The following is a 26,944-nucleotide window of genomic DNA, read 5'->3' on the forward strand; positions in this document are numbered from 1 at the left end:
TAACTAACATGAAAAAAATTACCATAGCAATAGACGGTTTTTCGTCGACAGGAAAAAGTACATTAGCAAAGCAATTGGCTGCAGCATTAGGTTACGTTTATGTAGATACCGGAGCAATGTATAGAGCTGTAGCGTATTTTGCCATGCAACACAACTTGGTTTCTGAAACACATTTAGATAAAGCCAGTTTGATTGCTCAATTGCCAACGATTAATTTACGTTTTCAATTCAATCCTACTTTAGGATTTGCTGAAATGTATTTGAATAATGAAAATATCGAGATGCAAATCAGAACTATCGAAGTATCTCGTATGGTGAGTAAAGTGGCTGAAATTTCTGAAGTTCGTGCTAAATTAGTAGAACAACAACAAGAAATGGGTAAAGACAAAGGTATTGTGATGGATGGTAGAGATATTTGTACCGTTGTTTTTCCAGACGCCGAATTAAAGTTATTCATGACAGCGAGTTCTAAAACGAGAGCGCAACGAAGATTTGACGAATTGGTAGAAAAGGGACAACACGTTACCTTTGAAGAAGTACTGCAAAACGTGGAAGAACGCGATTATATTGATACCCACAGAGACGATTCGCCACTTGTAAAAGCGGATGATGCTATTGAAATTGATAATTCATCACTCAGTAAAAAAGAGCAATTTGAATTGGTTTTGAATTTGGTTAAGGAGAAGTTGTAGGCTTAATTTTTTCCTTTCTACTTAGGAGAAATCACATAAAGTAACTTAGTTTAATAAAATGACTAAATCAGATTTCCAAAAATATCTAGTTAAATCAAGTATGTATGCTTTTGAATTCGCAAAGAAATTTGTAAATGATGAGCTATTTACCAATTTTAAATATGATTTAATTTTAAATGCTTCCATGGATGATAATTGCGATGCTAAATTCGATCTTTATCCTGAAGATAATGGTGTGGTAAAATTAAATTTAACTGAAAATGAGGTTGTTGATTTTTTGTTTAGAAAAGATAAAGTTCCAGTTTGGATTGATATTAATGTTTTAAAATCTAACGGAAAAACTACAATTTTTAGTCTTTTATGCTCAGGAAGATATACTGATATTGAAGAAGAATTGTATTATTATAAAAGAGGAACTGGTCCATTTGGAATAAAAAGTCCACTTTTACCAAATAATTATATTGAGGGAGAAAAGTTTTATTTATAATCTTAACTATTTTCCTGTTACTCCTTCACTTGTTATATAAATTACTTTATAAATAAACTCATTATGAAAAAACAACTATTATATTTTTTAATATTTATTTTAATAGTTTCATGTAAACTAGAAAAAAATAGTGAAGATTCTTCTGAAAATGATGTAAAGAAGCAAATTGAAACTATTGTTGTTCAAGAGCAAGAACAATACATTGAAAATGAACCTATATTAGCCAAAATGGAATCTGATTTATTTGAACTGACAAAAAATCCAAAATTTGCTTTAGAAAAAGAGTTGGTAAATAATAGACATGTAGACGATTTAATAGACACTTTAAAAACTTATAAGTTTGATAAAGTTAGTATTCAATCTTATAAAACTTCAAATGAAGAATGGATATGTGGAGCTAAGATTCTTAATTCAGAATTTAAATTATTGAAGTCTATAAAAATTGGAATCAACAAAAGTACTTTTGAAAAAGCAGTAAAAACAAAAGTGAATTCTAATATAGTTAAAATAGGAAATTTAGAGCAAACGTCTGTCTTTGTATTTAAATTTAAAAATAATTTTCTTGCAGAAATCGTTTATGAAGGATATGTTGATTAGAAAGTAATTTTAATAACTATTTCTCTTGCTTCGCTTTCTCCTTCGCTTGTTTTTTAAAATAGCCTCTAAACAAAAAATTGTGTTTTAATGCTTCTAAATTTTCATTTAGCTTGTAACTTGCTTCGTTTAAATTTATCATCGTAGAATCTATTTTTTTAACCAAATTAGGATCATTAGATAAATAATTCAGCGCCCCTTTTCCTTCTTTTATATTGGTAATAGTGGCATTCAAATTGGTCACCACTTTGTCAATTTCGCCACTCGATTTTTCTAAATTATCAATAATTGTTTTTACTTTAATGGCCACTTCTTTATCCTTTAAAACACCAATTACATTATCTTTCTGATTTAAAGAAAGTATCATTTTGTTTAAATTATTTACAGATGCTGTAGTGCCTTGCGTGGTTTCTTTTAAATTTTTAATAGTTTCTTTTAGGTCTTTAGACATCATACTGTCTTTAAGTAAAGTTCCAATAGTTCCGTTACCATTATTAATTTCATGAGTAATTTTTAATAAATCGGCTGTTAAAAGTGCTGCGTTTTTGTTGGTTACATCTAATGTTTTTAGCATTTCATCTGTGCTAGATTTACTATAAGATTGAATAATATCGCCAGGAATAACAGCATTTGCATTTCCTTTTCCAGGTATAATATTTATAATCATATTACCCACTAATCCGTCAGAACCTATAGTGGCTATAGCATCTTTTTTTATATGAACTAGCATTTTATCTTCAATTGCCATCGATACATTTATAGTTGTATCATTCACCATTTCAATGCTCTTAACGGTTCCAATATCCATTCCGGCATATCTAACGTTATTTCCTACTTGTAAGCCGCTTACATTGCCAAAAACAGCTTTTAGGTTACTTGTATTGCCAAATAAATTTTGCTTATTTCCCACAAAATAGATTGCTGCTAAAAAAAATAGCGAACCTATAATGATAAATAAACCCAATCGTATTTTTTGTTGATCTGTTTTTTCCATACTATTTTATTTAAAAAAGGCTTGCACTTTCGGATCGTTTGAAGCGTTTAACTCATCAAATGTTCCTTCAATATAGTTAATTCCATCAATCAACAAAACCATTCTATTTGCAATTGCTTTAGCACAATCTACATCGTGGGTTATAATGATTGATGAGGTGTTGTATTTTTCTTGAATGGATTGCATCAAAAGTATAATTTCTTTTGAAGTTATAGGATCTAAACCTGTTGTAGGTTCATCGTATAAAATTATTTTTGGTTTTAGTATTAAGGTTCTAGCTAAGGCAATTCTACGTTTCATACCGCCCGAAAGTTCATTTGGCATTAAGTCAATTGCGCTTGCTAAACCTACACTTTCTAATGCTTCCATAACTAACGGAGTAGTGTCTTCAATTTTGCCAAATTTTTTTGTGTGTCTTCGTAATGGGAATTCTAAATTTTCTCGCACCGACATTGAATCATATAAGGCACTTCCTTGAAAAAGAAAGCCAATTTCGGTGCGAAGTTCGTCAATTTCCTCGCGTTCAAGCGTATTAATTTCTTTGTTCATTACAAAAATAGAGCCACTATCGGGTGTTTCTAATCCAATAACACATTTAATCATCACCGATTTTCCAGAACCTGATTTTCCCATTACTACCAAGTTTTCTCCTTCGTTTAAAACCATATGAAAGCCATTTAAAACGGTGTTGGTTCCAAAAGTTTTATGCAAATCTTTTATTACTATTATGGGCTCTTTTTTTGTTTCCATATTACATGTCATAAAAAATGTTGGTTACAAAAACGGCAATAAAATCAATTACAAATAGTAGCATAGAGGTATAAACAACTGCTTCATTGGCTGCTTTTCCAACGCCAGCCGTACCTTTTTTACAATAATACCCTTTGTAGCAACCTATTAATCCAATGGCAAAACCAAAGAAAAATGTTTTTAAAGTTGCCGGAATAAGATCGCTAAATTCTAATATATTAAAAACCTGATTAAAGTAAAGTTGAAACGATACATTGTCTTTTACATTTTCCACTAAATAGGATCCATAAATGGCCAACACGTCGCCAAAAATAACTAACAGCGGCAACATTAGACTAGTAGCTAGAATTCGGGTTATGACTAAATATTTAAACGGATTGGTGCCCGAAACTTCCATTGCGTCTATTTGTTCGGTAACTTTCATAGAACCTAATTCGGCTCCAATTCCCGACCCAATTCTTCCCGCACAAATTAAAGCGGTGATGATAGGACCAATTTCTCTAATTATAGAAACACTCACCATGGAAGCCATCCACGAAACCGCACCAAACTCTTGCAAGGTAGGTCGCGACTGTAACGTGAAAACCAATCCAATAATAAATCCCGTTACCCCAACTAAAAATAGCGAACGGTTACCAATATAATAGCATTGGCGTAAGAACTCTTTAAATTCGTAAGGGGGTTTCCAAAATTCTTTAAAAAACCGACCTGCAAAATAGGAGATTTCTCCAATCTCAATTAAGAAAGCTTTTATCACTTTAATTATGTTGTCGAAATATTTTTTCATAATTTTAGATGATAACTTAGTTTTAAGTCTTTCAAATTTAATCAATTTAGATTGTAATTGTTGTTTTTTAATAGATTACTTATTTAAAAAAAATCCGATTTGAATACAAATCGGATTTTAGTTTCATTTTAAAAACTCCTATAGTTAGGGTTAGTCACATTTAAATATTTTTATTTTACTTCGTTTAAAAGGCAGTTTTTTTATTAGTTCTTGAATTATTTTTTACCGCTGGTCTAGTCGCTGGTTTTGTAGTCGGTCTAGTTGCAGGTCTAGTCGCCGGTTTCGTTGCCGGTTTCGTTGCCGGTCTAGTCGCTGGTTTTGTAGTCGGTCTAGTTGAAGGTCTAGTCGCCGGTTTCGTTGCCGGTTTCGCTGACGGTCTAGTTGATGGTTTTGTAGTCGGTCTTGTTGCAGGTCTTGTCGCCGGTTTTGTTGTTGGTCTAGTTGTTGGTCTAGTTGTTGGTCTAGTTGAGTTGTTATTTGTTCGGTTTGGGGTATTAATATTACCTGAATTTCTTGTAGAAGGATAAGTTGGACGCGTGCTGTTTTTGTTTGTACGAGTAAACTCGTCAGACCCGTCTTTTCTTGTATCTGGTCTTGAGTAGGTTTTATTATATCTACCAATGTCTCTATTGCTTCTAACTGTAGATGAGTATATTCTATTTCTGCTGTAATAATTATTTCGATACAATGGAGTACGATAATAACGCCCACTGTGATAGCGTCCGTGATAATGTGAATGCCAATGCGAGTGATATCCATAATAGTGGTGCCAATAATACGGTCTCCATGGATTCCAATACGAAGGATAATAACCCCAATACCAAGGAGAATTCCAACGAACATAAGCTGGAGCATATATATAGTTTACTACTGGCCAAGCGGAAACCTGAACAATTACTGTTTTTTCAACCACCACGGTTTTACCTTCTGAATTTGTGGTATTTGTAGAATAACCAGGATTAGGTGTGCTACCTTGTGCTGTTGCGTCTTCAGATTTTGGTTCAATAATATAATCTTTTCCGTATAGTTCTTCGTCACCAATCAACTGAATTTGAATTTGCTTGTTTTCGTCTTTACTGACACTAAATACAGCAACATCCTGATTTTCTTTATCGTTTATGGCTACTTGTAATATAATGAAGTGCGTATCTCCCTCTACATTGTCAATGACTTTTATATAGTCTATTTTTTCATCATTATTTAAATCAAGATTGTTGATTTTTGAATCTTCTGCATTTAAATTTTTTTCAAAAAGTTCTAAGGTTTCCGATTCTTGAAATAAATTTAAAACTGCATATAAGTTTAAATTATCGCCAGGAAGATTTAGTTTTTCTTCCTCATTGTTTTGTGCCTGAATGGAAAATGAATTCATAATTAGCAGCACCAACATTAAAAAGAGCTTATTGATTTTCATGTTTTATAGTTTTATAAGTTTCTTTAAATTTTTATTAAAAATATTTATAATTAAGCTTATACCTAATTATTTATTAAATATAAGATAATTTTATCAAGTAAATAGTACTTCGGTAATAATTTCTTAATTGACACTAATATACTTATATAAACTCACTAATGTGATAAATAGAATAATATTAAAGAACATAAATGAGCTGAATTAACAATCAGTCTTATTAATTAATACAAAATAACAAGACCAAATTCTAAACCATGGTTATATTGTCGTTCTGAGCCAATTCCAAAACTTGGATGAAAATATAGCATTGTGTCTGGTGTAAACTTAGTTCCATATTCAAACGCAATTGCTATTGGTTTTTTTTCTGATATTTGATTGTATCCGATAGTAATATCTGAAGAAATCCAACTTTTTGAAAATGAATAATTTATTGAATTATTTAAAGCAAAGGCATTTATATTTGCTCTATTACTACTTCCTGCAAAACTGAATTTGTTTTCTAAATATGTTGTCCAAAGTACAGATCCTTTTTTGTTTAAATATTGACCATAAAAAACCGTTGGAGTAAAAACCCATTTCCCGCTGCCAAAATCTTTATTATTACTTGAATTTGTAGTAATTCTAGCCCTAAAAGAAACGCCTCTTTTATTTGTTAAATAAGGAATATGAGCTATACTAAAAGAAATATCACCAATTGCAGTTTTATTTTCAGAAGATGTATTTCCTGATATTAACGGAATGTCAGTTCTGAAATTCCATGAACGATTTTTGAATGGATGTGTATACCTAAAATCGGTGGTATTAATAGAACCACTGTCGGTATCTAAATATTCATTATAAAAAACTAGCGTGTTTTTATAAAAATTTACTCTAGCAAAATTAAGAGGATTTATTTCGTCTTTTAATTCATGTAAAGATTTTTTTTTACCAATTTCTTGAGCATAAGTACTGATGCTTAATGATAACATTAAAACTACGAAAAAATAAAGTGTATTTTTTACCATAAATAAAAATTATTGAGTTGCTATTCAATTGCTTATAGTTAAAGGTAAAAAATATTTATTATAAATAAAAATATATATAATTATTTATACTAAGCATTTTGAGTAAAATTTAGGGTTTGAATTTTAAGGAATAAATATCAATTTATATAAAAAAATCCGACTTGTGATTGAGTCGGATTTAGTTTTTATGATTTTATGTTGGTTTCTTTAAAGGCAATTAAGATTTCTTCATCGTTAGAATAGATATAGTTTTTTGGTTCAGAATTTTTACCTAAATCGAAGTTTATACTTGATAATTGTAAAATTTCATCATTTTCAAATTTTAAAACTATTTCAATAGGTTTCTTTATCTTTTGAGTTTTCATGGTGTAATCAATTATCTCATTAAACTCCTTTATTTTAAAATTTACATCTATGATATGTTTGTTTATGAAATTATAAATCTCAGGGATATCATTTTGAGTCAGCTCATATTCATTTTCATGAGTATAATTTTTCCTAAATGGTTCTGAATTTAATATGTACTGGTCAAAATAAGATGAAAATCCAAAAGATAAATATCCTTTGGGTAAATTAAACTCCACACCACCATCAATGATATATTGATTTTTATTTTTCAAATCATAAAACGTATCATTAATCTGAAACACTTTAATTGAAAGAATTTTTTCGGAAAGTAACATCGCTTTGTAACTTTCTATTTCTTCATTAGACATAGAATAACAGGGAGTTTCCTCTACTTCTTCCATAAGTCTTTTTCTCATTTCAAGTCTATCAATTTTATCTTCTTTGTATGATTTTATGAGAAATAAAAATAAAACAGCGAATAAGATAATGAAGAAAAGTTCAAACATGTTTTTTGGATTTAATAAGTATTATTTTTTGTTTTTTTTGATGCTTCTCATGAGTTTTTCCATTTCTCGAGCTTTTTTAAAATTGCCGTTTGAATTGGTAGTATTCTTTTTAGGATTATCATAATAGGCAACAGCTCCCATAATAAAAACCAATAAGCCTATTAATTTTAGACTAAATCCGTCAATTTGTTTTTCAGTTACAGAATGAATTCTATGACTAAATTTGTAGCTTGTGGATGAAAAACTATAGTAATTCATGACAAATCCCAAAAGAAATAGGAGTATGCCACTAGCAAATAATAATTTAGCGATATTGTTTTTCATTTTTTAAAAATAATAAATCCGACTTGCTTTCACAAATCGGATTTCTCTATATACTTTGTACTTTAATCTTTGTACTTTTTACTTATAAGTGAATTACTTCACCGTAAGCCTCAGCCACAGCTTCCATAACCGCTTCACTCATGGTAGGGTGTGGGTGAACTGCTTTTAAGATTTCGTGTCCTGTAGTTTCTAATTTACGCGCAACAACGGCTTCTGCAATCATATCGGTAACGCCAGCACCAATCATGTGGCAACCTAACCATTCACCATATTTCGCATCAAAAATTACTTTTACAAATCCGTCAGGTGTTCCTGCTGCTTTTGCTTTTCCTGAAGCTGAGAATGGGAATTTACCAACTTTAATTTCGTATCCTTTTTCTTTCGCTTGTTTTTCAGTCATACCCACAGAAGCAATTTCTGGAGTCGCATACGTACAACCTGGAATGTTTCCGTAATCTAATGCTTCTACGTGTAAACCTGCAATTTTTTCCACACATAAAATACCTTCTGCAGAAGCAACGTGTGCTAAAGCTTGTCCTGGCGTTACATCACCAATAGCGTAGTAACCTGGAACGTTAGTTTGGTAATATGCGTTTACTAAGATTTTATCTCTATCGGTAGCAATACCTGTTTCTTCTAATCCAATGTTTTCGATGTTGGTTTTAATTCCAACTGCTGATAATAAGATATCCGCTTCTAAAACTTCTTCTCCTTTAGCGGTTTTAACGAATGCTTTCACTCCGTTTCCAGAAGTATCAATTCGTTCCACAGAAGCGTTGGTCATGATAGAAACGCCTGCTTTTTTCATAGAGCGTTCCATTTGTTTTGAAATATCTTCGTCTTCTACAGGAACAATGTTTGGCATAAATTCTACAATCGTCACTTCTGTTCCCATTGCGTTATAAAAATGTGCAAACTCAACTCCAATAGCTCCAGAACCTACAACAATCATTTTCTTTGGTTGCTCAGGTAATGTCATTGCTTGGCGGTATCCAATTACTTTTTTACCATCTTGTGGTAAGTTTGGCAATTCGCGAGAACGCGCTCCTGTTGCAATAATGATATGATCTGCAGTATATTCAGTTACTTTTCCGTCAGCAGCTGTTACATCTACTTTTTTTCCTGGTTTTACTTTTCCAAAACCATCAATCACATCAATTTTATTTTTCTTCATTAAGAATTGAACACCTTTGCTCATTCCTTCTGCAACGTCTCTAGAACGTTTTACAACAGCGTTGAAGTCTTTATCAAATGCGGTAACAGTTAATCCATAATCGGAAGCATGTTTTAGGTAATCAAAAACTTGAGCCGATTTTAATAATGCTTTCGTTGGAATACAACCCCAATTTAAACAAATTCCACCCAAATTTTCTTTTTCAATAACGGCTACTTTAAAGCCTAATTGTGATGCTCTAATAGCAGTTACATAACCACCAGGACCACTTCCTAAAACTATGATATCGTATTTCATTTTTATAAAGTATTTCAGTTTTATTTATAAGTTGCGAATTTAAGGAAATAAAATTAAATAAACTTCAAAATTCAAATTCCAAAATTCAAATAAATTATAATTTTAGGAACACAGATTTAATAAATTTTAAAAATTACTAAAATTTATTAAATCTGTGTTCCTAAGAAAAAATGTTAGTTCAAGTTATGTTTGACAGCATGATAAACTGTGACTGCGACTGAAGACTGCGACTAAGATAACTACTCAACTTCAACAGCAAACTGTGAATCATACAACTTCTTGTAATATCCATTTGCTTTCGTTAATAATTCTTGATGCGTGCCTTGTTCCACGATTTGACCTTTGTCCATTACGATTATTTTGCTAGCATTGACAATAGTTGCCAAGCGGTGAGCAATAACAATGGAAGTTCTATCCTTGGTAATGGTTTCTGTAGCTTTTTGAATTAATTCTTCTGAATGGGTATCAATAGACGACGTAGCTTCATCTAAAATTAAAATACTTGGATTGCTTACATACGCTCTCAAAAAAGCAATCAATTGGCGCTGTCCTGAAGATAGCATCACGCCACGTTCTTTTACGTTGTAATCGTATCCTTCGGGTAAACTCATTATAAATTCGTGTACCCCAATTTTTTTAGCCGCTTTAATAACATCTTCTCGAGTAATAGATTCGTTATGAAGTGTAATGTTATTATAAATCGTGTCGGCGAATAAGAAAACATCTTGCAAAACAATAGCAATTTGCTTACGAAGACTTTCTAATGTATATTCGTTTATATTGTGATTATCAATTTTAATTTCGCCCGAATTAATTTCGTAAAAACGATTCAGTAAATTAATAATAGTCGATTTTCCTGCACCTGTACTTCCAACAATGGCAATGGTTTCACCTGGTTGCACTTCTAAATTAATACCTTTTAAAACTTCTTCGTCTTTTATGTAGCCAAAACGAACATCTTTTACTTCCATTAATCCTTTAAAATGGCTAGCTATAATAGTTCCTTTATCTTGAACATTTTCGTCTTTTTCTAAAATTTCAAAAACTCTATCAGCAGCTATAATTCCCATTTGCATTACATTGAATTTGTCTGCAATTTGTCGTAATGGGTTAAATAACATATTAATTAACATGGTATAAGCAAATAAATCTCCTACTGTCGTTATAGAGTCGCCATTCATAATTGAGATTCCGGCATAATATACAATTGCACCTAATGTTAAAGAGGAAACGATGTCGGCAATAGGGAAGAAGATCGAGTTGTATAAAATATTTTTCAACCATGCCACATTGTGTTTCTGATTGATTTCTTTGAACTTTTCTAATTCGATAGCTTCTCGGTTGAAAAGTTGTACGATTTTCATTCCGGTTAATCGTTCCTGAACAAAGGTATTTAGATTCGCAATTTCATTTCTAACTTCGTTAAAAGCCACTTTCATTTTCTTTTGGAAAACATCGGTAGCGTAAATCAAAACTGGCATTGCAGCTAAAACGATTAGCGATAATTTCCAGTTCATAAAAAGCATAATACCTAAAATTACGATCATTTTTAGCATATCACTCACGATCATAAATAAACCTTGGCTAAAAATACTTGCAATTGACTCGATATCTGAAACCGAACGTGTTACTAATTTACCAACGGATTCATTATCAAAATATTTCATTTTAAATGAAGTAATATGATGAAATAATTTTTCGCGAATGTCTTTAATAATGTCTTGTCCAAGCCAATTTGCCCAATACGTAAAGTAAAACTGAGCTAGCACTTCTAATAAAAGTACCGCTGCCATGATGACAACGTATAAAAGTAATCCGTTTTTATCTTCAGGTTTTATATACTCGTCAACCGTTTGTTTTAATAAATACGGTCGCGCTGCAGCGAAAATAGAAAGTAAAATAGCCCAAACGATTACCCAATTGAACCTTTTTTGGTAAGGCTTCGCATAGTGTAATACTTTTTTTAGTGATTTGGATTTGATGAGCTTCATTTATCTATTATCTATTTTCTGTGTTCTATTTTCTAAAATCTATTTTCTGTCTTCTATATACGGATACCTAACATTCACCAAATACAATCCATGTGCTGGAACTGAAAATCCGGCTTTTCCTCTGTTTTTACTTTCGATGATGGTTCTTAAATCAGCGACTTCTATTTTTCCTAATCCAATATTTACCATGGTTCCCACAATCGCTCTTACCATATTTCGTAAAAATCGATCGGCAGTGATGGTAAAGATAAGCTGATTTCCTACTTGTTTCCAATGTGCTTCTGAAATTTTACAATTAAACGTATTCACATCGGTATGTACTTTTGAAAAACACTCAAAATCATTATACTCAAACAAAATAGCACAAGCTTCATTCATTTTGTCCAAATTTAATTGATGAGAATGATACCAACTTCCATCGGTTATAAACGCATCTTTAAAGGTGTGCATGTAATATTCGTAAGTTCTTGAAGAGGCATCAAAACGCGCATGAGCATTATCCGTCACTTTAAAAATACGATACACCACAATTGATGGCGGTAAAAAAGAATTCAATTTGTGTGACCAATATTCAGAATCCAATTCCAATTCGGTTTCAAAATGCGCATACATTTGTTTGGCATGCACGCCTGAATCGGTTCTTCCGGCACCTACAATTGCTATAGTTTCTCTAAATAAGGTAGAAAGCGCTTTTTCCAAAGTTTCCTGTACCGAAGCGGCATCAGGCTGACTCTGAAATCCGTGGAAGTTTTTTCCGTTGTAGGCAAATTCTATGAAATATCTCAAAATATAGTGGTCAGTGTTCAGTATTTAGTGTTCAGACTTTTTAATAAGATGCAAATTTACAAAATTCAAAAGTAAAGTTCCTTTCTAATTGTGATAATAAAAACTTAATTTTGTTTCATGAAGAAAATACTACTGCTATCTGATACCCATAGCCACATGGATGATGTCATTTTAAAATACGTCAATCAAGCCGATGAAGTTTGGCACGCTGGTGATATTGGCGATTTAGCGGTTACCGATGCCATAAAAAAGTTAAAACCACTTCGAGGTGTTTATGGCAATATAGACGATGACAAAGCCCGAATGGAGTTTCCATTAAACAATCGTTTTTTCTGCGAAGGAGTTGAGGTTTGGATTACCCATATTGGAGGTTATCCAGATAAATACAACCCAGCAATACGTTCCGAAATCACAAAAAATCCTCCAAAATTATTCATTTGCGGACATTCACACATTTTAAAAGTACAAATTGATAAAAAGTTAAATTTATTACATATGAATCCAGGCGCTTGTGGAAAATATGGATTTCATCAAGTAAGAACGATGTTGCGTTTTGAAATTAACGGTGATAAAATTCAGAGTTTGGAGGTGATTGAGTTAGGGAAGAAGTAATGGGTTTTGGATGATTGGTGATTGTCAGTTCGAGCGGAGTCGAGAATTTTTCTTGATAATTACGAGTCTCGACTCCGCTCGACTTGACAAAAAATAGTATAAACAAAAAAATCCGAAACTTTCGCTTCGGATTTTTTCTTCGCACTAATAAACTAAGATGATAGGTTTATCGTAATCGATCAACAGATTTTACGAGATCTTCGTCCTTTTTAATTGCCTTGTTGGCCAAGACTAATAAAACGATAGAAATTGCAGGAAGAAACATCCCAATACCCTTCTCTGAAACCAAAGTTTCTCCGGATAAGTTTAGCGAGCGATACACAAAAAATCCTAGTAAAATAAAGTTAAATATCATGTTCAATCTGTTTAATACAAATTGATGTTGTCTTTTTTTAAAATTGATAATACTAAAAACCGCCAATAAAGCCGATACTACAAAAAACACAATGTAAAGTAAAGATGTTGTAAAAAATACCTCTTTCTTATCTGTTGTTGTCCATAATGAAAAAACAAAAGGTAAAGCTCCCATCGCAATAGCGCTGATTCCTAAATATACCGTTTGAATTCTTTGTAACATACTACTTTTAATTTTGTTAAGCAAAAATAGTATTTCTTTTCAATAAAAACTATTGTAGTATCCAAATTTATTCGTACTATTGCATAGTATTATTCGTAAGTACTTCATTCTACGATATCTTACGCCTCAAAAAAAAATCTATCTTTTTTTGATTTAAAACAATCAACAATTTTATTCAACTTATATCCATGTTTGATATTGAAGTATTAAAGGAGATGAAACTCTCTGATTTGCAAGAGATTGCAAAAGTAGCTAAAATCAATAAATACCGTTCTCTTAAAAAAGATGATTTGGTTTATCAGATTTTAGATTTACAAGCAGCTAAACCCGAAGTAATTAAAACTGAATTACCAGCCGAAAAACTAGCTGATCAACCTAAAGAAAAAAGAGCGCGAATGCTTCCTAAAAAAGAAGTAAATCAAGCGCCAAAAATTAAAAAAGACTTGTTTTCGCAACCCTTAAAAGATTTACCTGAGGAAATTATTCCAGTTAAAGAAGAAGTGGTTGTAGAAGAGGTTAAAGTAGCAGAAACGAAAGATTTTGTTGCAAAACCAAACAATAAGTTACCTCGTAAAGATTTTAAAGATAAAAAACCTTTGCCACAAAAAGCAAATAAAGAAGCGCTTACCAAAGAAGAAACTACAACTGCAGAAACTTCAGAAGCTACAGAAATTGCTCAAAACGAGAAAAATTTGTCTAAAAATCCAAATTATAAGGCAAATCAAAATAATCCAAACCATCCCGATTATAAAAAGAATAATCCAAGCGAAGGTTCAAACGGAAACAATACCAACAAAAATCCACACCAAAATAAAAAACCTAATTTTAGAGAACCTGATTATGAGTTCGACGGAATTATTGAAAGTGAAGGTGTTTTAGAAATGATGCCTGATGGTTACGGATTTTTACGTTCATCTGACTATAATTACTTAGCATCTCCTGATGATATTTATTTATCAACATCTCAAATTCGTTTATTTGGTTTAAAAACGGGTGATACTGTAAAAGGAGTTGTTCGTCCGCCAAAAGAAGGGGAGAAGTATTTTCCACTTGTAAAAGTGTTAAAAATTAACGGGCATGATCCTCAGGTAGTTCGTGATAGAATTTCTTTTGAACATTTAACGCCTGTTTTCCCAACAGAAAAATTCAATTTAGCGGATAGAAACAGTACCATTTCAACTCGTATTATCGATTTGTTTTCTCCAATAGGAAAAGGACAACGTGGTATGATTGTGGCCCAACCAAAGACAGGTAAAACCATGTTGTTGAAAGATGTTGCAAATGCAATTGCTGCTAATCATCCTGAAGTGTATCTAATTGTTTTACTTATCGACGAACGACCAGAAGAGGTAACCGATATGCAACGTAGTGTGCGTGGAGAAGTAATTGCTTCTACTTTTGATAGAGAACCACAAGAACATGTAAAAATTGCTAATATTGTTTTAGAGAAAGCAAAACGTTTAGTAGAATGTGGTCACGATGTAGTTATCTTATTAGATTCTATTACACGTTTAGCAAGAGCATACAATACAGTACAACCAGCATCTGGGAAAATATTAAGTGGTGGAGTAGATGCCAACGCTTTACAAAAACCAAAACGTTTCTTTGGAGCAGCTCGTAATGTAGAAAATGGTGGTTCGTTAAGTATCATCGCTACAGCATTAACAGAAACTGGATCTAAAATGGACGAAGTTATCTTTGAGGAATTCAAAGGAACGGGTAACATGGAGTTACAATTAGATAGAAGAATTTCTAACAAACGTATTTTCCCTGCAATCGACTTGGTTTCTTCAAGTACGCGTCGTGATGATTTATTATTAGACGAAAACACGATTCACAGAATGTGGATAATGCGTAAATACTTAGCTGATATGAACCCAGTGGAAGCAATGGATTTCATTCACGATAGATTTAAGAAAACACGAAACAACGAAGAATTTTTAATTTCGATGAATCAATAAAAACAAAAACTCCGATGAAAATCGGAGTTTTTTATTTTGAATATCTATTTAATGAATTAAAGTCATTATAAAATCTGTGTAAATCCGTTAAATCCGTGTTCCAACAAAATTAAAACCCATTCACAATAGCTAAAAAGTCTTCTGCTTTTAAGGCAGCGCCACCTATTAAACCTCCATCAACATCAGGTTTTGAGAATATTTCTTTTGCATTGTCAGGTTTTACACTTCCACCATATAAAATAGTTAGGTTGTCTGCAATATCAAATCCGTATACTTTTTCTACTAACGATCTAATAAATTTATGCATTTCTTGCGCTTGCTCAGGAGAAGCCGTTTCACCTGTTCCAATTGCCCATACTGGTTCGTATGCTAAAACAATACTAGCCCAATCTTTCTTTTCTAAATGGAATAAACCATCGCGTAATTGATTTTCAACAATATTAAAATGATTGTTTATTTGACGATCTTTTAATTCCTCGCCAAAACAGAAAATAACACGCATTTCATGTTTTAGAGCAGTGTCTACTTTGCTAGCCAACAAGGCATCGGATTCATGAAAATAAGCACGTCTTTCACTGTGACCCAAAATTACGGTGTTTACACCAATATCGGTTAACATACCAGCTGCAATTTCTCCTGTATAAGCGCCACCTTCTGCTTGATGCATGTTTTGAGCGGCTACAGTAATGTTATGTTCTTTTGTAGTTTCAACCGCTTTTGCTAAATTAACAAAGGTTGGAGCAACTACTATTTCGGTAGCAGTTTTAGGATGATTTGCTATGATTTCTTCTAATAATGCAATAGTTTCCTGTTGGTTTTTATGCATTTTCCAGTTTCCGGCAACAATGTTTTTTCTCATGATTTTATTTTAAAGAGTCTACTATATTTATTAATTTTTCATCATCGGCTTCAATTACTTTATAAAGTGCAATTTTACCTGTTTTATCCACAACCATATAGCGTGGAATCCAATCTAAATTGATCGATTTTCCAAAAACACCTTTCATTCCATCGGAAGTTAGATAATGTTCACCTTTTAGTTGGTGTTTTTCAATCCCTTTTAACCAAGCTTCATAGGTTTTATCCATCGAGATAAATAGATAAGTAGCATCTGGATATTTTTCTTGTAAAGCTTTAACTTTTGGCATTCCTTTTACACAGTCTGAGCACCAAGAAGCCCAAACATCAATTACAATTGTTTTTCCTTCATTCTTTTTTAAGATTTCAGCAAATGTAATGGGTTGATTTTCCATGTTAACCATTACGTTTTCTAAACCTTCTTTTTTAAATGTGGTTTCTTCTTTTTGAGCACAGCCTAATGTGGTGATTAGCATGGTAGCTAAAACGAATATTTTCTTTATCATAATTTTACTTTTTTATTTATTTAAAACACATTGGCACATAGTTTTTATTTTAATAGCTTTCTTTTAAAAGTTGTTTTTAGAATAAAATCTTAGGATTTTATCACAATAGACAACGCTTTAAAATTTTCTATGTGTTTAAAATTATTTTTTTAATTCCGAATACGGTTTTTTTATTAGCTTTTTGAACTCAGTACCATTGAATTTGTTATCACTAATTCCGTCGTAATATTTAAATTCGTTTCCGTTCCAAAGATATTTTACTCCTGGTGTGTCTCTTCCAGAACCTAATTCTGTCCAAAACGGAATAACATCAATCATTTTGTATGGGAATTTAGTTCCTGCAAATTCAAAGAAGGTCGGGATTTTCTCTGGTTCTTCGTTCATGAAAATTACAAAAACAGGAGGAAAGTTCTTGTCTTTTTTACGCATTTCATTCAATTCTTTTGCGGTATCCATACAATGGTCGCAACCCGGAACAAAGTAGCACAGAATTTTCTTGCCGTTATCAATTCCTGGAAAATATTTTTCGTAGCCCGATTTTACTTTCTTAGGAGTTTCTTCTTCTATCTTACTTGTATTTGCTACTACTTCAGGTTTTGGTATTTCTACTGGAGAAACTTCCACCTCTGGAACTTCAGTAGTTAGTGAAGAAGTAGAATCGGCAACAATGCCTAAATTTTCTTGCATTTCAGAAATAGGTGCTTCAATATTTTCTGCAACTGGACGAATAGGAGCCAACATGAAAAGCGCTAAAACACAACCTAATCCAACCGATTTTAATAGCCAAAAGTTCGATTTTTTATCTGCTGGTAATAATTTAAATAACCAAACTAATAATCCAATAGCGATGATATTTTTTATGATGGCTTCTACCGGTGTCATAGGAAGTAACTCGCCAAAACAACCACAATTACCAGCATTTCCACTTATAAAAGTCGTATAGCTTAAATGAATTACAAAAACGCCTAATAATAAAATGGTTGCGGGAATCGTAATTTTTTTTAAGTAATCTTTTAATAAAATTGAAATTCCTAAAGCAAATTCGATTCCGATTAAAATTCTTGAAAAATAAGGTGCTAAACCTTCAGAAAAACCTAACGGATACAATTGTTTTACTTCAAAAGTTGAAATTGCAAAATATGGCGATGGATATAATTTAGCAACAGCTGAAAGTATAAATAAGGCTGAAATAATAAGGCGTAAAATCCAACTTAAGTTTTCTTTTTTCATAGTTTTTAAATTTCTCGTAATAAATTACAAATTATAAGTTTTCGGAACACAGATTGAAGAAATTTAAATAATTTTTTAAATCTTTTTATTGAGATTTTGATGATTTAGAAGTTTAGGTTAAACTTCTCGGTGTATCTCAAAAAAAAACAAGCTAATTCAAAAAAATCTCTATGTAACTCTGTGTAATAACAAAATTATAACGCTAAAATACAACTTCCTAAAAAGGTAAGGTGTTAACGACTTGTTATTTATTTTCCATTAAAATTAAGGCAAAAACCGAATAATTAATCATGTCTTGATAATTAGCATCAATTCCTTCCGAAACTAAAGTTTTTCCTTTATTATCTTCTATTTGTTTTACGCGAAGTAATTTTTGAAGAATCAAATCGGTTAAACTGCTTACTCTCATTTCGCGCCAAGCTTCACCGTAATCATGATTTTTGTTTTCCATTAAGGCTTTAGTCAGTGCAATTTTTTCGTCATATAATAGCACCGATTCATCAGCATTCATATCAGGTTGATCTGCAATTCCTTTTTCCATTTGAATTAAAGCCATTGCACAATAATTAATAATTCCTATGAATTCTGATGCTTCACCTTCGTCCACTTTACGAACTTCATTTTCTTGTAAACTTCTAATTCGTTGTGCTTTTATATAAATCTGATCTGTTAATGAAGGTAAACGTAAAATTCGCCATGCAGTTCCGTAATCATGTGCTTTTTTTGAAAATAAATCGCGACAAACCGCTATAACTTTATCATATTGTTGAGAAGTATTCGACATTATTTGCTTTATATTTGTGTGAAATTTTACCAAAAGTAATGAATTAAGTCAAAAGTGAAAAGTCAAAAGTAAAAAGAAATACAAATAAAATGACAATCAATTGTAATAGTAGACTAATCGATTTAACATTACCAAAAGTAATGGGAATTTTGAATGTTACACCAAATTCGTTTTACGATGGTGGTAAGCATAAAGAAATTAATTCGATTATACAGCAAGTAGAAAAAATGCTAACTGAAGGTGCTGATTTTATTGATATTGGCGCATATTCTAGTAAACCAAATGCCGAATTTGTTTCAGAAGAAGAAGAAATCAAACGGTTAATTCCTATAGTTAAACAATTGGTAGCTACTTTTCCCATGATTAATTTGTCGGTTGATACTTTTAGGGCCAATGTTGCTAAAGAAGCGGTAGAACATGGTGTTGCAATAGTAAATGATATTTCGGCAGGTTTATTAGATGAAAAAATGTTGGAAACTGTTACTGATTTGAAAGTACCGTATATTATGATGCACATGAAAGGCAATCCACAAACGATGCAAAGTTTATCGCAATATGATGATATTTTGAAGGAAATGATATTCTATTTTTCGGAGCGAATTAATAAAGCGAGAAGTTTTGGTATTTCAGATATTATTATAGATCCCGGATTTGGATTTGCCAAAACATTAGAGCAGAATTACGAAGTATTACAAAAAATGGAGTTGTTTTCTATGTTAGAAATGCCTTTGTTGGCTGGTATTTCTAGAAAATCCATGATTTATAAAGTATTAGATACTCATCCGGAAGAAGCCTTAAACGGAACTTCGGTTTTAAATACGATTGCCTTACAAAAAGGAGCAAAAATATTACGCGTTCACGATGTAAAAGAAGCAGTGGAATGTATTAAATTAGTCAGTAAATTAAAATAAATAATGAAGAAATTAGTCGCTATTATTGCATTGATGGGTTTGTTCTCTTGTAACAATACAGAGGTTTTATTACCACAAGAAAATGTTTCTGTTATGAAAGAAATAACAGATCATTCTCCTATTTATATGTTTTTTAAAACTCAAGAAAATCCCGATTTTAAAGAGAAATTAGATACAATTGTAGAGGTAAATCGTAAAAACTCTATTTCATCAACCAACTGGGTTTTTAATATAGATAAGCGTTTGCCTTTAAAATTGGTTATTCCGGAAGTAATGCAATTACAAGAAAAAAAGAAAAGCAGTTCGCATTCAAAAGTTGGAACGATGAATGTTTTTACCTATTCTGATAGTGTGGCTAAAAATTTAGCATTTTTTCCATTTACCGATGTGCAATATAAATATAGTAAACATTTTTCTAAGTTCTTTATTAAAAGTCATGCCGAACATTATAGAACGTACCATAATTTTACCGTAAACTTCAATAAAGACAACAAAATTACTGTGGATGGAAACGATATTGAAAGAGATGAATTTATCGAATTTATTAAAGAATTTGCCGACTTCACTAGTGATGGAAAAATTACGATGCTGCATTTGAATTTTGATAATCGCTTAACGTATGAGCAATACATTCAAAATAAAATCTTGGCTTGGAAAGCAACAAATGCTGAAATTCAATTGTCTTCTTTTGAGTTTGTTTATGATGAGAAGAAATTGCCAGAATGTGGGTGTAAGTTGTAGTTTCGAGTTGTGAGTAGGGAGTTTGAAGTTGGGAGTTTTGAGTAGTGAGTTTTGAGTAGGGATTTGGGAGTAAAGAGTTTGGAGAATCCAACTTAATAAATTTAATAGTTTATGAAGATTAAATACGTAATTATAATTCTAATACTCTTTCTAGGTTTTTTTGTCAATGGTCAAAATAGAAGTGTTTACGGTAAAGTGATTTCTGAAGATTTGGTGCCACTAGCTGGAGCACAAATTAGAAATTCTGATAATGAACTTCTTGGAGAAACGGATTTTGATGGTCGATTTAAAATTAATATTTTACAAAAAACGGATAGTTTATTCTTTCGCTATACAGGCATGGAATTTGCTGACATCAAGATGAAGGATGATTGTGATAATATTGAAGTTATAATGATGCATTTTGTAATTTATGATTTTATTTCGTCAAAAAAAATCGATAGACTTCGTAAGAAAAGATATGATAATTTGAATAACATACATTTAAAGGCTATTAATAATAGACTTTTTCAAAATAATAATATCTGTTACGATAGATATTTTGTAGCACAAAAACCAGAATTAGACAAAATAGGGAAGGAATTAAAGGAATTAGATAGAATAAATAAAAATGATTTTAAAAACTTAAAAATAGGAGACACTGTAAGAATCCCATTTGGGTTGGATATAACAAAAAAAACAATAAGTAGTAATTACTCAATTTGTAAAAATTGTCCGTATCAAGATTATGATTTCTTAATTAAAGGTGTAATTGTAAATAAACAAAGAAAACACTTTACTCTCGAAATTAAAATTATAGAAATGTTGCCTTATAATAATTTAGAATATCGAGGGAAGATTTTGAATGTTGGTAGTGAATTTAAATATGAGATGAAATATTGTAAAGTGTTAATTGATTAAAAAAATAATAGGAAGTTTTTGAAAGGAGTTAATTAGTTTTATGAGATATTTGAAATTATTCTTTTTTTTGATAGGTTTTGTTTTTATTTCGTGTAATGAAGATAAAAGCAAGGTTGTTAACGATGATTCAGTTTCCGATGAAACATGTATTCAATTTTTGAACGAAGTTTTATCTGATACTGTAAATTTAAAATTGATTCCTACAAAAAGAATAATTATTTCTAATTGTGATTTTCATAGATGGAATTTTAGCAGATTTGAAAATTATTCAGATTATGAGATTTTGTATGAATTACTAGAAGAAAAAGATACTACATTTATAAAAAATCAAATTGATTCTTTAGATTGTTTTAAAACAACTGAATTAAAAAACTTTGGTTTTCAAATTTATAACTTTAAAAAAGTTCTTGATAAAGTAGATTATGATTCAATTCCAAAAGAAATAGAAAAAATAAATATTTTAAATGGGAATCCTGAATTTGGTGATGCTTTTATTATGCTTCAAAGACCTATTTTCAATAAAAAAAGAAATAAAGTTCTTTTAAGAGTTGACTATATGTATAGTGGAATAGAATATTTACTAAGTAAAAAAAATAATTCTTGGGAAAAGAAAAAAGTAGGTGCTTGGATGAATTAGTTTCCCTTTACCCTTTTCCTTTATCCTTTTACCTTATTCTCACTGATGATGATACGGTTCGTTTCTCAAAATCGTGAAACCTCTATAAATTTGTTCGATGACAAATAAGCGAACCATTTGATGCGAAAACGTCATTTCGGATAAGGAAACTTTGCCTTGCGCTTTCTGGTAAACCGTTTCGCTAAAGCCATACGGACCACCGATAACGAATACTAAGGTTTTAGTTCCAGCATTCATTTTCTTTTGTAAAAAGTCAGAGAAACCAACACTACTATAAGTTTTGCCGTTTTCGTCTAGTAAAATTAAATGGTCGGTTGGGGTGATTTTAGAAAGAATTAATTCGCCTTCCTTTTCTTTTTGCTGTGCTTCCGATAAATTTTTTACATTTTTGATGTCGGGAATAATTTCCAAATCAAATTTCACATAAAAAGACAAACGCTTCGTGTAATCATCAATTAAGGTTTGTAACGATTTATTATCGGTTTTCCCAATAGTTAAAAGACGAATGTTCATGTGGTTTGTTTTTTTAAATGAATAATTACTCTTTTTGGAGTGATTATTTTAACACATAGGAACATAGATTTGAACTAAAAAGTAAAAAGACGTTTTACTTTAGATAGTTAACATAGGCTTTGTGTAACCAATTATTGGGCTATATTGCCCTTTTTTACCTATGTTTCTATGTGTTTTTTTTAAAATTATGGAATATAAATAGATTAATTTATTTTTACGTTTGCTTTTCTTTAAAATCAACCTCACAAGCATAAGAGAACAATTTTTCTTTTTTAATGATGTCTGATGTGCCTTTAGGAAGCATATCTTCCCAGCCTTTTTCATCTTTACAAATCATTTTTAGAATTTTTCTTGAGAAAATATCTAAATTCTTTTCTTCAAAGTTTTTAATATCAATTACTTTTCCATTGAATTTAAAGAATTTGTATAACTCTTTCATTCTAGGATGTACTTTTAAATTTTCAGAAGTAATAATGTTTCCTAATTCATCTTTCATAGGATACAAATACACTTTTAAGTCGCGGTAAAATAATTTTCCAAACGCTTCTAAAATTCCACCTGATAAATGGCGGTAGTATTTTTCGTCGAAAATCTCAACTAAATTGTTAACTCCCATAGCTAATCCCATACGCGCTTTAGAGTAGTTAGAGAAATATTCCACCACTTTAAAATATTCTTGGAAGTTAGAAATCATAACGGTTTGTCCTAACTTACATAAAAGTTCAGCACGGTCTAAGAAATCGCGTTCGTCAATTTCGCCCTCTGCTTTTAAGTTAGAAAGTGTAATTTCAAACACAACAAAAGTATTCTCTTTGTCTACTTTGTTTTCTTGAATAAACATGTTATATGATTTTTCATACATATTCATGTTTACTTTAGTAACCGGTCTAAAACTTCCTCTTAATGCCAAGATATTTTTCTTGTACAAAACAGCTGCTGGAAGTATGTTTTTTCCATCAGGACCAAACATTACGGCATCTGTCATGCCATTTTTCACTAATTGAAGACTCATTAATCGGTTGTCAACATTAGCAAAACGTGGACCTGAGAAATTAATTGTATCAATCTCTAATTGGTCTTTATCTAAATGATCGTATAAATAGCGAAGTAATTTTTTTGGATCGTTATATTTGTAAAAGGCACCATAAATTAAGTTTACACCTAAAATACCTAAGGTTTCTTGTTGTAGTTTAGCATCGTTTTCTTTAAAGCGAATGTGAAGTATAATTTCGTTATAATCTTCATCTGGTTCAACTTGGTAAACAATTCCTACCCAACCATGGCCTTTAAATTGTTTTGCAAAATCAATAGTTGCCACTGTATTTGCATAACTAAAGAATAATTTATCGGGATGTTTCTCTCTATCTAAACGTTGCTCAACAAGATTAATCTCATGAGTTAACATTTTACGAAGACGACTTTCTGTAACATATCTACCATCTTCTTCAATTCCATAAATGGCATCACTAAAATCTTTATCATAGGCTGACATTGCTTTAGCTATAGTTCCGGAAGAAGCTCCAGCTCTAAAAAAGTTACGAACAGTTTCTTGTCCGGCTCCAATCTCAGCAAAGGTTCCGTAAATACTTTCATTCAGATTTATACGAAGTGCTTTGTCTTTAATCGAAGGGATTTGTTCGATAACTTTATCTCCACGAACTTTAATATTTGTAACCATACTTTTCATTGAAATAATTGTTGGGGCAGTAGTTAATTTTAGTCCTCAATTGCAAAGTTAATCATTTTGTAAAATAACACCATAATTATTGTTATTTTTGTGCAAAACTTTACAAATTGAAGGTATATTTCTTAGGAACAGGAACATCTCAAGGAATTCCAGTAATTGGAAGCCAGCACTCGGTATGTTTAAGTTCAGATGATAAAGACAAAAGATTGCGTGTTTCGGTATGGATTGAAACCGATAATAATTCTATTGTAATTGATTGCGGCCCCGATTTTAGACAACAAATGCTAACTTCAAAATGTCCAAAAATTGATGCTTTATTATTTACACACGAGCATGCCGATCATACAGCAGGTTTAGATGATATTCGACCATTCTTTTTCAAACAAGGAGCAATTGCTATTTATGCGCATACTAGAGTTTTAAAAAATTTAGAAAAAAGATTTGATTACATATTTCAAACAGAAAATAAATATCCGGGCGCTCCATCTGTAATAGAAAATGAAGTAATAAATAATGTACCGTTTTTAGTTAATAACGAATTTGTTATTCCAATTAATGCCTATCATGGTTCGTTACAAGTTTTTGGATATCGCATTCAAAATTTTGTTTATTTAACCGATGTAAAAACCATTGAAACTTCAGAAATTGATAAAATTAAAAATTGTGAAGTATTAGTTGTTAATTGTTTACGAGAAGAACAACATGCTACACATTTTAATTTAGAAGAAGTTTTACATTTCATATCTTTGGTGCAACCAAAAACAACCTATTTAACACACATTAGTCATTTGTTTGGATTTCATGAAGAAATTCAGAATAAATTACCTAAAAATGTGTTTGTAGCTTATGATAACCTTGAAATAAATTTAGAATAATTATGAAAAATGTAATAATGTATGCTTTAATTTTTTCGTTACTGTTTAATGTTTTTCAATACGTTAATGCTAATAAAATATTAGAAGCAAAAGACAATGAAGTAGTTAAAATAAAAGAGCATCTTAAAATTTCAAGAGATTCTGTTTCAAGCTTGGCTAGTGCAAATTATTTTGCATTAGAAAGTGATGAAGATGCGCAAGAATACTTTTATTCTAGTAATTTAGATTATCAAAAAGTAGCAATAAAAGTAAAAGAAGATCTTGTTGCTTTAAATGAAAACAAAAACGGAAATCCTTTAGTGCCTTATGAACCAATTGATGGAAAAGCTTTTTTAATTAATACGTCTAAAACCTTAAATCATAGATGGATTATTGCCGAATTTTCTAACGGAGATTTATGGGGACAAATTCTGCTAAAATATTTTGTTACAGAAGGAAAACCAACCCAGTTTGAAACAGTTGAAACGGTTTTATATTAAAATAAACTAAAGAGTAAAAATTCAGTACAATGTCGACTACAACTACAAAAACCCAATTAGAAGCTTATTTTGATGAATTTAGAAAAGATATAATTGGAATCAATCAAAATTTTCAATCACCTTTTGGAGAAAAGAAAATAATCTATACCGATTGGACAGCAAGCGGAAGATTATACCGACCAATTGAAGAGAAATTAATGAATGAATTTGGTCCTTTTGTAGCCAATACGCATACTGAAACTTCGGTTACAGGTACCGCAATGACAATGGCTTATCATGAAGCACGTCATATTATTAAACATCATGTAAATGCTTTAGATTCAGATATTTTAATTACCGATGGAACCGGAATGACTGGAGTTGTAAATAAATTACAACGTATTTTAGGACTTCGTATTCCTGAAAATTTAAAAGAGTTTACAGCAATTCCAGAGGCTATAAAACCAATTGTTTTTATATCTCACATGGAACATCATTCCAATCAAACCTCTTGGTTGGAAACCATTGCAGATGTAGTGGTAATTCCGGCAGATGAAAACGGATTGTTCTGCATGAAGGAATTCAAAACATTATTAGATCAATATAATGACAGAAGTTTTAAAATTGCTTCTATTACCTCTTGCTCAAATGTAACAGGAATTAAAACACCTTACCATGAAGTTGCAAAATTAATGCATCAAAATAACGGAGTTTGTTTTGTAGATTTTGCTTGTTCGGGGCCGTATGTGGCCATTAATATGCATCCTGAAGATGCTGAAAGTTATTTAGATGCAATTTTCTTTTCTCCTCATAAGTTTTTAGGAGGTCCTGGAACTTCTGGAGTTATGATTTTTAATAAAAACTTATATAAAAATAATGTTCCTGATTGTCCTGGTGGGGGAACGGTTAGTTGGACAAATCCTTGGGGTGAACATAAATATATTGATAATATTGAAGATAGGGAAGATGGAGGAACTCCGGGTTTTCTTCAAGTAATGAAAACAGCTTTGGCTATTCAATTGAAAGAAAAAATGGGCGTTCAAAATATTTTAGATCGCGAACATGAGTTAGTCGACTATATTTTTGAAACTCTAGGAAATATTGATAATTTACACATTTTAGCAAATGAGCACAAAGATCGTTTAGGTGTAATTTCGTTTTATATTGATGATTTACATTTTAATTTAGGCGTAAAATTATTAAATGATAAATTTGGAATTCAAACTCGCGGTGGTTGTAGTTGCGCCGGAACTTACGGACATTATTTATTGCATGTAGATCAGGAAACATCTCATGATTTAGTTTGTAAAATTTCATCTGGAGATTTAATTCAAAAGCCAGGCTGGATTAGAATGTCAATTCATCCAACAACAACAACAGAAGAGATAGCATTTGTTTGCGAAAATATTAAAGCTTTAGCAGCTAATCATAAAGAATGGGAATTAGATTACGAATACAATCCTAAAAACAATGAATTCGTTCACAAAAGTGCTAAAGGCGAAATCAAAGAAATGGTTCACAATTGGTTTAAGGTTTAAAAAAAGGA

General features: G+C 31.3%; 29 protein-coding genes. 12 read left to right on the top strand and 17 right to left on the bottom strand.

Annotated elements, in window-relative coordinates; translation table 11 throughout:
• Positions 1 to 8 precede the first annotated feature (8 nt).
• The 3 genes from cmk to GFJ99_RS09760 all read left to right on the top strand — a co-directional run bounded on the left by cmk (position 9) and on the right by GFJ99_RS09760 (position 1,776).
• Positions 9 to 692 (top strand): (d)CMP kinase, encoded by a 684-nt coding sequence (gene cmk / locus GFJ99_RS09750; protein ID WP_153208545.1) that lies wholly within the window; start codon positions 9 to 11, stop codon positions 690 to 692.
• Between the two features lie 58 nt (positions 693 to 750).
• The gene (locus GFJ99_RS09755; protein WP_153208546.1) at positions 751 to 1,179 is read left to right on the top strand and encodes a hypothetical protein; all 429 of its coding nucleotides are present in this window, start codon (positions 751 to 753) and stop codon (positions 1,177 to 1,179) included.
• A 63-nt stretch (positions 1,180 to 1,242) separates the two neighbouring features.
• Positions 1,243 to 1,776, top strand: a complete 534-nt coding sequence (locus GFJ99_RS09760; protein WP_153208547.1) for a hypothetical protein — start codon at positions 1,243 to 1,245, stop codon at positions 1,774 to 1,776.
• A gap of 16 nt (positions 1,777 to 1,792) precedes the next feature.
• Here the strand turns inward: GFJ99_RS09760 and GFJ99_RS09765 are convergent, their stop codons facing one another.
• From GFJ99_RS09765 to truA, 10 genes are all read right to left on the bottom strand, one after another.
• On the bottom strand, positions 1,793 to 2,767 hold the full coding sequence (locus GFJ99_RS09765) for an MlaD family protein (RefSeq protein WP_153208548.1): 975 nt from the start codon (positions 2,765 to 2,767) through the stop codon (positions 1,793 to 1,795).
• Positions 2,768 to 2,773: 6 nt separating this feature from the next.
• Entirely contained in the window at positions 2,774 to 3,517 is a 744-nt protein-coding gene (locus tag GFJ99_RS09770) for an ABC transporter ATP-binding protein (RefSeq protein WP_008257525.1), read from the bottom strand.
• 1 nt (position 3,518) lies between these two features.
• Positions 3,519 to 4,304: an ABC transporter permease gene (locus tag GFJ99_RS09775; protein WP_153208549.1), complete on the bottom strand. Its 786-nt coding sequence runs from the start codon at positions 4,302 to 4,304 to the stop codon at positions 3,519 to 3,521.
• A 184-nt stretch (positions 4,305 to 4,488) separates the two neighbouring features.
• The gene (locus GFJ99_RS09780) at positions 4,489 to 5,718 is read right to left on the bottom strand and encodes a hypothetical protein (protein WP_153208550.1); all 1,230 of its coding nucleotides are present in this window, start codon (positions 5,716 to 5,718) and stop codon (positions 4,489 to 4,491) included.
• A gap of 221 nt (positions 5,719 to 5,939) precedes the next feature.
• Positions 5,940 to 6,722, bottom strand: a complete 783-nt coding sequence (locus GFJ99_RS09785) for a lipid A phosphoethanolamine transferase (RefSeq protein ID WP_238990094.1) — start codon at positions 6,720 to 6,722, stop codon at positions 5,940 to 5,942.
• Between the two features lie 185 nt (positions 6,723 to 6,907).
• Entirely contained in the window at positions 6,908 to 7,486 is a 579-nt protein-coding gene (locus tag GFJ99_RS09790; RefSeq protein WP_153208551.1) for a hypothetical protein, read from the bottom strand.
• Between the two features lie 111 nt (positions 7,487 to 7,597).
• A complete protein-coding gene (locus GFJ99_RS09795; RefSeq protein WP_153208552.1) occupies positions 7,598 to 7,900 on the bottom strand; it encodes a hypothetical protein in 303 nt (100 codons plus the stop codon).
• Positions 7,901 to 7,982: 82 nt separating this feature from the next.
• On the bottom strand, positions 7,983 to 9,371 hold the full coding sequence (gene lpdA, locus GFJ99_RS09800; protein ID WP_008257540.1) for a dihydrolipoyl dehydrogenase: 1,389 nt from the start codon (positions 9,369 to 9,371) through the stop codon (positions 7,983 to 7,985).
• A gap of 239 nt (positions 9,372 to 9,610) precedes the next feature.
• On the bottom strand, positions 9,611 to 11,362 hold the full coding sequence (locus tag GFJ99_RS09805) for an ABC transporter ATP-binding protein (RefSeq protein WP_153208553.1): 1,752 nt from the start codon (positions 11,360 to 11,362) through the stop codon (positions 9,611 to 9,613).
• 39 nt (positions 11,363 to 11,401) lie between these two features.
• The gene (gene truA / locus GFJ99_RS09810; protein ID WP_153208554.1) at positions 11,402 to 12,148 is read right to left on the bottom strand and encodes a tRNA pseudouridine(38-40) synthase TruA; all 747 of its coding nucleotides are present in this window, start codon (positions 12,146 to 12,148) and stop codon (positions 11,402 to 11,404) included.
• A gap of 117 nt (positions 12,149 to 12,265) precedes the next feature.
• Between truA and GFJ99_RS09815 the strand changes: the two genes are divergently transcribed.
• Entirely contained in the window at positions 12,266 to 12,760 is a 495-nt protein-coding gene (locus GFJ99_RS09815; RefSeq protein ID WP_153208555.1) for a metallophosphoesterase, read from the top strand.
• A 166-nt stretch (positions 12,761 to 12,926) separates the two neighbouring features.
• Here the strand turns inward: GFJ99_RS09815 and GFJ99_RS09820 are convergent, their stop codons facing one another.
• A complete protein-coding gene (locus GFJ99_RS09820) occupies positions 12,927 to 13,337 on the bottom strand; it encodes a DUF4293 domain-containing protein (protein WP_153208556.1) in 411 nt (136 codons plus the stop codon).
• 188 nt (positions 13,338 to 13,525) lie between these two features.
• Here GFJ99_RS09820 and rho point away from each other — a divergent pair, with 188 nt between their 5' ends.
• The gene (rho, locus tag GFJ99_RS09825) at positions 13,526 to 15,298 is read left to right on the top strand and encodes a transcription termination factor Rho (RefSeq protein WP_008257549.1); all 1,773 of its coding nucleotides are present in this window, start codon (positions 13,526 to 13,528) and stop codon (positions 15,296 to 15,298) included.
• Between the two features lie 109 nt (positions 15,299 to 15,407).
• On the opposite strand, the gene tpiA is transcribed toward rho, so the two are convergent.
• From tpiA to GFJ99_RS09845, 4 genes are all read right to left on the bottom strand, one after another.
• Complete coding sequence (gene tpiA / locus GFJ99_RS09830; protein WP_153208557.1) at positions 15,408 to 16,157, bottom strand: triose-phosphate isomerase; 750 nt, start codon at positions 16,155 to 16,157, stop codon at positions 15,408 to 15,410.
• A 4-nt stretch (positions 16,158 to 16,161) separates the two neighbouring features.
• The gene (locus GFJ99_RS09835; protein ID WP_153208558.1) at positions 16,162 to 16,662 is read right to left on the bottom strand and encodes a TlpA disulfide reductase family protein; all 501 of its coding nucleotides are present in this window, start codon (positions 16,660 to 16,662) and stop codon (positions 16,162 to 16,164) included.
• Between the two features lie 141 nt (positions 16,663 to 16,803).
• Entirely contained in the window at positions 16,804 to 17,892 is a 1,089-nt protein-coding gene (locus GFJ99_RS09840) for a MauE/DoxX family redox-associated membrane protein (protein ID WP_153208559.1), read from the bottom strand.
• A 244-nt stretch (positions 17,893 to 18,136) separates the two neighbouring features.
• Positions 18,137 to 18,676, bottom strand: coding sequence for a DUF1599 domain-containing protein (locus GFJ99_RS09845; RefSeq protein ID WP_153208560.1), 540 nt, complete (start codon positions 18,674 to 18,676; stop codon positions 18,137 to 18,139).
• Positions 18,677 to 18,765: 89 nt separating this feature from the next.
• Between GFJ99_RS09845 and folP the strand changes: the two genes are divergently transcribed.
• The 4 genes from folP to GFJ99_RS09865 all read left to right on the top strand — a co-directional run bounded on the left by folP (position 18,766) and on the right by GFJ99_RS09865 (position 21,865).
• Positions 18,766 to 19,587, top strand: a complete 822-nt coding sequence (gene folP / locus GFJ99_RS09850; protein ID WP_153208561.1) for a dihydropteroate synthase — start codon at positions 18,766 to 18,768, stop codon at positions 19,585 to 19,587.
• Between the two features lie 3 nt (positions 19,588 to 19,590).
• A complete protein-coding gene (locus GFJ99_RS09855) occupies positions 19,591 to 20,328 on the top strand; it encodes a hypothetical protein (RefSeq protein ID WP_153208562.1) in 738 nt (245 codons plus the stop codon).
• A gap of 111 nt (positions 20,329 to 20,439) precedes the next feature.
• Positions 20,440 to 21,228 carry a hypothetical protein gene (locus GFJ99_RS09860; RefSeq protein WP_153208563.1) on the top strand — a complete coding sequence of 263 codons (789 nt, stop codon included), beginning with the start codon at positions 20,440 to 20,442 and terminating at the stop codon, positions 21,226 to 21,228.
• Positions 21,229 to 21,268: 40 nt separating this feature from the next.
• Entirely contained in the window at positions 21,269 to 21,865 is a 597-nt protein-coding gene (locus tag GFJ99_RS09865) for a hypothetical protein (protein ID WP_153208564.1), read from the top strand.
• Positions 21,866 to 21,904: 39 nt separating this feature from the next.
• Here the strand turns inward: GFJ99_RS09865 and rlmH are convergent, their stop codons facing one another.
• Positions 21,905 to 22,378, bottom strand: coding sequence for a 23S rRNA (pseudouridine(1915)-N(3))-methyltransferase RlmH (rlmH, locus tag GFJ99_RS09870; RefSeq protein WP_153208565.1), 474 nt, complete (start codon positions 22,376 to 22,378; stop codon positions 21,905 to 21,907).
• Positions 22,379 to 22,592: 214 nt separating this feature from the next.
• Entirely contained in the window at positions 22,593 to 24,056 is a 1,464-nt protein-coding gene (locus GFJ99_RS09875) for a TonB-dependent receptor (protein ID WP_162523963.1), read from the bottom strand.
• A 116-nt stretch (positions 24,057 to 24,172) separates the two neighbouring features.
• Between GFJ99_RS09875 and GFJ99_RS09880 the strand changes: the two genes are divergently transcribed.
• The 3 genes from GFJ99_RS09880 to GFJ99_RS09890 are packed head-to-tail and all read left to right on the top strand — an operon-like array spanning position 24,173 to position 26,936.
• Complete coding sequence (locus GFJ99_RS09880) at positions 24,173 to 24,940, top strand: MBL fold metallo-hydrolase (protein ID WP_153208567.1); 768 nt, start codon at positions 24,173 to 24,175, stop codon at positions 24,938 to 24,940.
• A 2-nt stretch (positions 24,941 to 24,942) separates the two neighbouring features.
• On the top strand, positions 24,943 to 25,419 hold the full coding sequence (locus GFJ99_RS09885) for a hydrolase (protein WP_153208568.1): 477 nt from the start codon (positions 24,943 to 24,945) through the stop codon (positions 25,417 to 25,419).
• A gap of 29 nt (positions 25,420 to 25,448) precedes the next feature.
• Positions 25,449 to 26,936 (top strand): aminotransferase class V-fold PLP-dependent enzyme, encoded by a 1,488-nt coding sequence (locus tag GFJ99_RS09890; protein ID WP_153208569.1) that lies wholly within the window; start codon positions 25,449 to 25,451, stop codon positions 26,934 to 26,936.
• Positions 26,937 to 26,944: the final 8 nt, after the last annotated feature.

The sequence above is a fragment of the Flavobacterium sp. LMO6 genome, assembly GCF_009495795.1.
Classification (GTDB): domain Bacteria; phylum Bacteroidota; class Bacteroidia; order Flavobacteriales; family Flavobacteriaceae; genus Flavobacterium.